The sequence below is a fragment of the Bradyrhizobium sp. I1.14.4 genome, assembly GCF_050435825.1.
In the GTDB taxonomy this organism is placed as follows: domain Bacteria; phylum Pseudomonadota; class Alphaproteobacteria; order Rhizobiales; family Xanthobacteraceae; genus Bradyrhizobium.
Window position 1 is genome coordinate 22711 of the sequence record NZ_JBNDLA010000041.1, and the last position, 7738, is coordinate 30448.

The window sequence follows — 7738 nt, forward strand, 5'->3', positions numbered from 1 at the left end:
CATACGTGAGATACTGATCTACTTGCGATGCTCCAAGCACCACTAATGCGGCTATCGCGAAGCCCTTGATCATGGTGGGCCCCTCCTACGAAAGAGACCGCCAACTTGGCTGTCAGAGTTTCAGTTGTGTCGAAACTTTGCTGTCGCTGTCGCGACCTACCTGCAATAGTGAATGCTGACCGAAAGCGGTAACCAGAGCCTTAAGGCGAGCGCGGGGTGGGTCAAAGTTCCAAGAAAAAGCGCTACAAGTACGACTGAGTGGCGAAACGGACCGAGCGCTCTCCGCCCGCGAGCCGCCGCGTCCGCTCTCGTAGGCTGTTATGGCAATCGACGGTTCACGGTCCGAGGCACGGCAGCCTTAGCTAGGAATGAGCCGAAGACGTAAGCAGAACCCACGCTTCACTTACCTGTCTCACCGAATCTGACTGGCCAGCTTGCGCCAGTGATAGCCACGCTTTTCGACATCCTCGCGGATTTTTTCGCTCACCGATCGCACGGTGCGCTTTTTTTTTCGCCAATTTCCGCCCAGGTTCGAAGGAATGAGAAGTCCGCGTCGGATAACCAGCAGATCGTTCTTTCCACTCAAGTATACGTCATACATGAGAGCGCCCCGTTAAAGGGAGCAGCATAGACCTACGCAGGGCATCATTGGTGGCACGAGCGCAACAGCGATTTCAAAACAATTAATCGACGCCAGGGAACTTTGACTGGGAAGGATACGTCTAACACTCACTTCTGCCGGAACGCGTGGTTGAAGGACATCGCGAGCGGCCCGACGATGTAATCAAACGCGGTTCGCTGGACCGTTGGGATCATCACCGTTGCCGGCATCCCCGGGTAAAGGCGAATGTTGGGCATCGCAGCCAATTCGGTCTGGTCGATCCGAACGAAGGCCGTGTAGTAGGGATTGTTGGTCTTGGGATCGGTCAAACGGTCCGCGGAGACCTGAATGACGTCGCCATGAATGATCGGAACGATGCGCTGCTTGTAGGCGGTCAGGTGAACTTCAGCGCGCGTGTTCGGGTGCACGTCGCTGATATCCTCGACCGCCACCTGCGCCTCGATGGTCAGCGAATCCTCGTCGGGCACGATGTCCAGGATTTTGTCGCCGCGCTGGATCACGCCTCCCACCGAAAATACGCTCAGGCCAACCACGCGGCCGGTATAGGGAGCGCGGATTTCCATCCGGCCCAACACCGCCTTGGCGTTCATCGCCTTGGGGATGACCTCCAGGAGCTTGGCCTGGGTGTCGCGCAAATCCTTCGTGACGTCGGTCATCCGGTCGTTGTCGAACTGGGCAATCTGCTGCTCCTGCTCCGCGATCGCCTGGCGCGCCTTCGCGATGCTGGCGTTTGCATCGGCGATCTGGCCCTCGAGGCCGTACGCCGTCCGCTCCAGCTGCAGGATACGAGGACGGGCGATCAGCCCCCGTTCGACGAGCGGAGCGACGTCTTTGGCCTCCTTGCGCACCGAATCGATCTGGTTGGTGAACGACTTCACCTGCGCTTCCGAGCCCACGATCTGTGACCCCAGCTGATTGATCTTCTCGCGAACGACGCTTCTTTGCCCTTCGAGCGAGGCCCGGCGGGTGTCAAACTGACTGACCTGCCCGTTCCAGACGCTCTTGAAATAGGGATCGTCGGAGCGCGCCTTCAGATCGGGCGGCATGACAAGTTGGGCGCCATGATCCAGCTCGGTCAGCAGCCGGACTTCCGACGCACGAAGCACGGCATATTGCTGCGTTAGCACCTCGTGCTCCGCGCGAGCCTGGGTCTCGTCCAGGACGATCAGCAGGTCGCCCGCGAGCACCCTGTCGCCTTCCCTGACGTGCAATTCCTTGACGATACCGCCATCGAGGTGCTGGAGGCTCTTGCGGTTGCCATCGACCTTCACGACCGCATTGGCGACCACCGCCCCGTTGAGCGGCGCTGTCACCGCCCAGGCGCCGATGCCGCCGAAGAAGATGGCAATGATCAGCCACCCGGCTCCAGCGACATTGCGAATGGAGTCGTTTGGTCCGTCGTCCCTGTTCGCGCGCTTGGTCCCGCGTGGGGCAGCAGCAGGACGCATCGACAGGTCTGTGACATCAAGCAATGTCATGATTTCTCCTAACCGGTCGCTCCCCGAACTGCAGGAACGGGCACGGGCCGCGTGAGGCGCGCCAGGATTTCGCTCCGCGGTCCGAACATCTCGGCCACGCCTTCGCGCAACACCAATATCTTGTCGACCACGCCAATTGTGGCCGGCCGATGGGAAATGATCACCACCGTGGTCCCGCGCTTCTTCAGCTGCGTGATGCAGTCGGCCAGCGCCGCGTCGCCCTCGGCATCAAGGTTCGAGCTCGGCTCATCGAGCACGACCAGGCTCGGATTGCCGTAGACCGCGCGTGCGAGGCCGATGCGCTGGCGGTAGCCTCCGGACAGGATCGCGCCACCCTCCCCGACCTGGGTATCATAGCCGTCGACGAGCCGCAGGATCATCTCGTGTACGTCGGCCATTCGCGCCGCCAGAATGATGTCCTTGTCGTCTCCATCCTTGAATCGACAAATATTGGCGGCCACCGTGTCGGCAAACAGCTCGATATCCTGCGGTAGATAGCCGAGATGCTCGCCGAGCGAGGACCTGATCCAGCTCGAAACGTCAGACCCGTCGAGGCGAACGGCCCCTGCCGATGGCGCCTGAACGCCGACAATATGACGCGCCAGCGTGGATTTGCCGGCGCCAGAGGGGCCGATAATGCCCAGGACTTCACCCGGTTCGATCTGGAAGGTGACACCGCGCAGAATGGGCTTTGATGTTCCAGGCGCGGCAAAGGACAGCGCTTCGACGGAAAGATGGCCTTCGGGCCGCGGCAACGTCAGTCCTGATTGACGCGGTGGATTGGCAGCCAACAGCTCGCGCACCCGCAGGAATGCGCCGCGGGCGGAGATGAGGCTGCGCCATGACCCAACGATCTGTTCGACCGGCTGCAACGCGCGGCCAAGCAGGATGCTGGCGGCAAACATGGCACCGGCGGTGGTCATGCGCTCGATCACCAGATAGGCACCAAGGCCAAGGATCAAGGATTGCATGGAAAGCCGCAGGAAACGGATCATGCTCTGCATCGTCGCCGCGCGATCACTGGCGGCGACCTGGCGCTCGAGCATGCGGTCGCGATCCCGGCTCCAACGATTCAAGAGACCCGCGGTCATCCCCATGGCGCGCACCACTTCGGTGTTGCGCAGGCTCATCTCGGTGAAACTGTAGTTTCGATTTGCCGCCTCACTGGATTCCGAGAGCGGAGGCTTGACGATCCATTCGTTGAGAAAGGCCATCAGGACCAGGATGATGGAGCACCCCAGCGCAAATGCACCCAGGAAAGGGTGCAGAGCGAAAATCACCGCGATGTAGATCGGCGCCCAGGGCAGATCGAAAACAGCGTGAATTCCGGACCCAGTAATGAACTGTCGGAAAGTGTCAAAATCGCGCAGCAGCTGGCTGCGGGCGCCACCCAATCTAGCCGAATGGTCGATGATGGCAGTCATCACCCGCGGCGCGATCTTCCGATCGAGGCGGATGCTGGTGCGCGTCAGCACGCGTGCCCGTACCGCATCGAGACCCGCAAGCGCCATGAACGCCAGCAACAGCGCGAGAGTCAGCATCAACAACGTGATCTCGCTGGCGCTTGAGATCACGCGGTCATAGACCTGCAGCATGTACAATGGGCCGGCCAGGTAGAGAAGGTTAATGGCCAGGCTGAATGTGGCTGCAGTTGTAAAATAGCCTTGGCAGGCCTGCAGTGACTGCCGCAATTCGTCCGCTCTTTTACGAAGGGTACTCACGCGAAATTTGGCCGGAGCCATCCCCTGAAAATATGATCACTGGTAGCCAGCAGGCGACAGCCAAAAGGTTTGAGCAAATCAATCATCCAATCTGCCCTATTTAGCACAGCCGGCGGCCGCACCAAAGCCGCTGCCGGTGCAAAACAGGCGGGAGGGTAAACTTTCGGAGTTCGGCCTCTTTCCGTGTAATTCTCTCCCAAGGTGAATGGTTCACGCTGCTTAGGCGATGTGGTGCGGATCATAGGTGATCACCGTGCCATTCGTTGCATCGGCCTTCTCGGCAAAGCCGGTCGGATCATATTGACCGAGCAGGACGATGTTGGCGGAGTGAGCGCCGTCCGACACCGTCAGGTTGCCGCCGGTCCCCGCCTGGTTTTCGGTGAAGCCCACGGTCGTCCCCGCGCCGAAGCTGACGCCCTTGATGTCGATGTCGTCGTTGCCATCGAGGCCGCTCACCGTGCCCGAGAAGTGGAAGGCGTCATCCAGGATCAGGTGGCCGGCGGCAGTCATATCGAAGGTGACGCCTGCCGCCGAGGCTGCCCCGAACTCGATGGTGCCGGCCCCGCTGATCAGCGCATTGCCGCTGCCGGTAACCTCGCCCTCTGCTGTCACAGCGCCGCCATTGGCCCAGATCAGGCCGCTGTTGGCCACCGCACTGGCGAGCACCAGCCCACCTGCACCGGTCGCCTCCAGCGTGCCGGCGTTGGCGATCACGTTGGCGCCGGTATCGATCACCAGGGCATGGATGCCGGTGGCATCGATGATGCCCTCGTTACTCAGCATCAGGCTGCCCTGCCCGATCTGGCCTGCACCGGAGATCACGTTGTCGACGTTGTCGAGCGTGACGTTCGAGGCCGTGCCGGCGATAACGTTGTGGTCATCGTCGGACAGAACCACGTGGCCGCCGCCGTTGAGCGTAATCCCGCTCTGGATCAGTTGCAGCAGCGTGTCGTCGCCGGAGGCCTGCAGGTCAATCTCGCCGGTGTTGTGGATGACGCCCGACAGCGGCAGCATCGCGCCGTCACCTACGGTCATCGCGCCCGGATTTTCGACCGTCGGCGTCACGTCAAACTCGAAGTTCGCCGCGGTCATGTCCTCCGCATGCACGCCGTCGAGCGTGATCGTCTGCCCGTCGGCCAGTGTAATCACCGCATTGCCGCTCGCGTCGTCCGCAGTGTGGGCCTGGACGTCAGCGTAGCTCTGCCAGCCGTAGCTGATCAGGTCGATCACGTCCGACGACACTTCGAAGTTGTGCACGACATCGTCGCCGATCGGTTGCGAGAACACGAACGTGTCGTGGCCGCTCGAGCCGGTCAGGTGGTCGTTGCCGGACCAGGCGAAGATGGGGGAGCCTGGTGAGTAAGCTTCGATGTTGTCGAGAACGATTGAGTTTCCCGTGCTGCCGTCGACATGAGTCCAAGACTCAGCAACATTGAGCACGAGTGCACCACTATAGGACGTGGATGTCGTTACAGTTAGCGAACCAACGTCGTTGGTCACTACGGTCCACGAACCGTCTGAATTGTGTGTTCCACCGCTTATGGTCCAATCGGACGGTGCTCCCGTAATTGTGAGCGACACCTCACCGTGGTTGCCGGTGGGGTCTGTCAAACCGAGATTCATCGGTTCGCCGGAGACTCCTGCGGGGAACGATCCAGATCCTTTGTTGGACGTGACCGTGGACTGCTGGACTACCGCCCCAGCTTGGTCGGTAACTGTAAGCGTAACGGTCCAATTCCCGCTGTTCGAGTACGTGTGGTTTAAATTGAACGTACCATCGCTTGCCGGATGTAAGGTTGTCGTTGTGCCATCGCCCCAGTCGACTTTGATCGTCTCGCTGGTCAAGTTGCCTGTATCGGGGTCGGAGACTGTGCCTGACACGGTAAGGACTTTACTTTGATTTCCTGTTCCCCACTGCCAGTTTGCACCGTTTAGAGTGGGTGCATCGTTGGTGCCGGTGATGGCGAAGTCGACCGCCGTGCTGGCAGTGCCGGTGCTGCCGTCCTTGACATAGACCGTGAAGTTGTCGCTGACGCTGGCACCCTGCGCCAGCGCATTGGTATCGGGGTCGGCGTTGTCGAGCGTGTAGCTCACCACTCCGGTGGCGGTCGTCAGCGTGGCCGTGCCGTAGATGCCTGTCTTGGTGTAAGTCGCGCCACCATTGCTAGTCGACCAGCCGTTCCCGGTCAGCACAGCGCCATCATAGACGGCCGCATCGCCGGTATCCGGATCACCCTTGGTAAGCGTGATGCTGGCCGAGGCCGTGCCCGCGGTGCCAACTCCAGCCTCCACAAGCTGAACACTCTGCGCTCCCGCCGTAACGGTTGGGTTGTCGTTGGTGCCGGTGATGGCGAAGTTGACCGCCGTGCTGGCACTGCCGGTGCTACCGTCCTTCACATACACCGTGAAGCTGTCCGTCGCGCTCGCCCCGCCCGCCAGGGCGTTGGTCGAGCTGGCAGCGTTATTGAGCGCGTAGCTCACCACGCCGGTGGCCGTGGTCAGCGTGGCCGTGCCGTAGGTACCTGTCTTGGTGTAAGTCGCGCCACCATTGCCAGTCGACCAGCCGTTCCCGGTCAGCGCAGCACCGTCATAGACGGCCGCGTCGCCGGTATCCGGATCACCCTTAGTAAGCGTGATGCTGGCCGAGGCCGTGCCCGCGGTGCCAACCCCCGCCTCTACCAGCTGAACACTCTGCGCTCCCGCCGTAACGGTCGGGTTGTCATTGGTGCCGGTGATAGCGAAGTTGACCGCCGTGCTGGCACTGCCGGTGCTACCGTCCTTCACATACGCGGTGAAGCTGTCCGTCGCGCTCACCCCGCCCGCCAGGGCGTTGGTCGCGCCGGCAGCGTTGTTGAGCGCGTAGCTCACCACGCCCGTCGCCGTCGTCAGCGTCGCGGTACCGTAGGCCCCCGTCTTGGTATAGGTTGCCCCGCTATCTGAGGTCGACCAGCCATTGCCGGTCAGCGAGGCGCTGTCGTACACAGCGCTGTCGCCCGTATCCGGATCCGACTTCGTCAGAGCAATTGTTGCGCTCGACGTACCCGACGTGCCGACCCCCGCCTCGACCAGCTGTGCGCTCTGCGCTCCCGCCGTAACGGTTGGGTTGTCGTTGGTGCCGGTGATGGCGAAGTTGACCGCCGTGCTGGCACTGCCGGTGCTACCGTCCTTCACATACACCGTGAAGCTGTCCGTCGCGCTCGCCCCGCCCGCCAGGGCGTTGGTCGAGCTGGCAGCGTTATTGAGCGCGTAGCTCACCACGCCGGTGGCCGTGGTCAGCGTGGCCGTGCCGTAGGTACCTGTCTTGGTGTAAGTCGCGCCACCATTGCCAGTCGACCAGCCGTTCCCGGTCAGCGCAGCACCGTCATAGACGGCCGCGTCGCCGGTATCCGGATCACCCTTAGTAAGCGTGATGCTGGCCGAGGCCGTGCCCGCGGTGCCAACCCCCGCCTCTACCAGCTGAACACTCTGCGCTCCCGCCGTAACGGTCGGGTTGTCATTGGTGCCGTGGATGGTGACGGTGACGAGCTGGCTGGCGGTGCCGTCGGAGGAGACCGCGGTGAAGCTGTCCGTGATCGACTGACCGGCGCCGAGCTGCTGGATCGCGGTCTGCGAGTCGTCAGCGGTGTAGGTCCAGTTGCCCGCCGCATCGAGCGTGAAGCTGCCGTAGCCGTTGCTGCCGGCGGTGCTGGCTTGCGCGGTGAAATTGGACTGGCCCTGGTCGACGTCGGCGATGGTGAGCGCGCCGCCGGTGGCGAGATTGCCGGCGACCACGCCGACATCTTCCGTGACCGAACCGGTGGAAACGCCGCCGATCACCGGCACGTCATTGGTGCCGTGGATGGTGACGGTGACGAGCTGGCTGGCGGTGCCGTCGGAGGAGACCGCGGTGAAGCTGTCCGTGATCGACTGACCGGCGC

Annotated in this window: 4 protein-coding genes; all 4 read right to left on the bottom strand. The window is 62.0% G+C overall.

What is annotated here, in order from left to right; translation table 11 throughout:
- Positions 1-412 precede the first annotated feature (412 nt).
- A complete protein-coding gene (locus ABIB78_RS36855; RefSeq protein ID WP_429033928.1) occupies positions 413-601 on the bottom strand; it encodes a hypothetical protein in 189 nt (62 codons plus the stop codon).
- A gap of 128 nt (positions 602-729) precedes the next feature.
- The gene (locus ABIB78_RS36860) at positions 730-2100 is read right to left on the bottom strand and encodes an HlyD family type I secretion periplasmic adaptor subunit (RefSeq protein ID WP_429033930.1); all 1371 of its coding nucleotides are present in this window, start codon (positions 2098-2100) and stop codon (positions 730-732) included.
- 8 nt (positions 2101-2108) lie between these two features.
- On the bottom strand, positions 2109-3842 hold the full coding sequence (locus ABIB78_RS36865; RefSeq protein WP_429033931.1) for a type I secretion system permease/ATPase: 1734 nt from the start codon (positions 3840-3842) through the stop codon (positions 2109-2111).
- A gap of 198 nt (positions 3843-4040) precedes the next feature.
- Positions 4041-7738 (bottom strand): beta strand repeat-containing protein (locus ABIB78_RS36870; protein ID WP_429033932.1); only part of this gene is annotated, 3698 nt, incomplete at its 5' end.

Coding starts and splice junctions, on each gene's coding strand:
- ABIB78_RS36860 (WP_429033930.1), bottom strand. CDS start 2,100: ATGACATTGCTTGATGTCACAGACCTGTCGATGCGTCCTGCTGCTGCC.
- ABIB78_RS36865 (WP_429033931.1), bottom strand. CDS start 3,842: ATGGCTCCGGCCAAATTTCGCGTGAGTACCCTTCGTAAAAGAGCGGAC.
- ABIB78_RS36855 (WP_429033928.1), bottom strand. CDS start 601: ATGTATGACGTATACTTGAGTGGAAAGAACGATCTGCTGGTTATCCGA.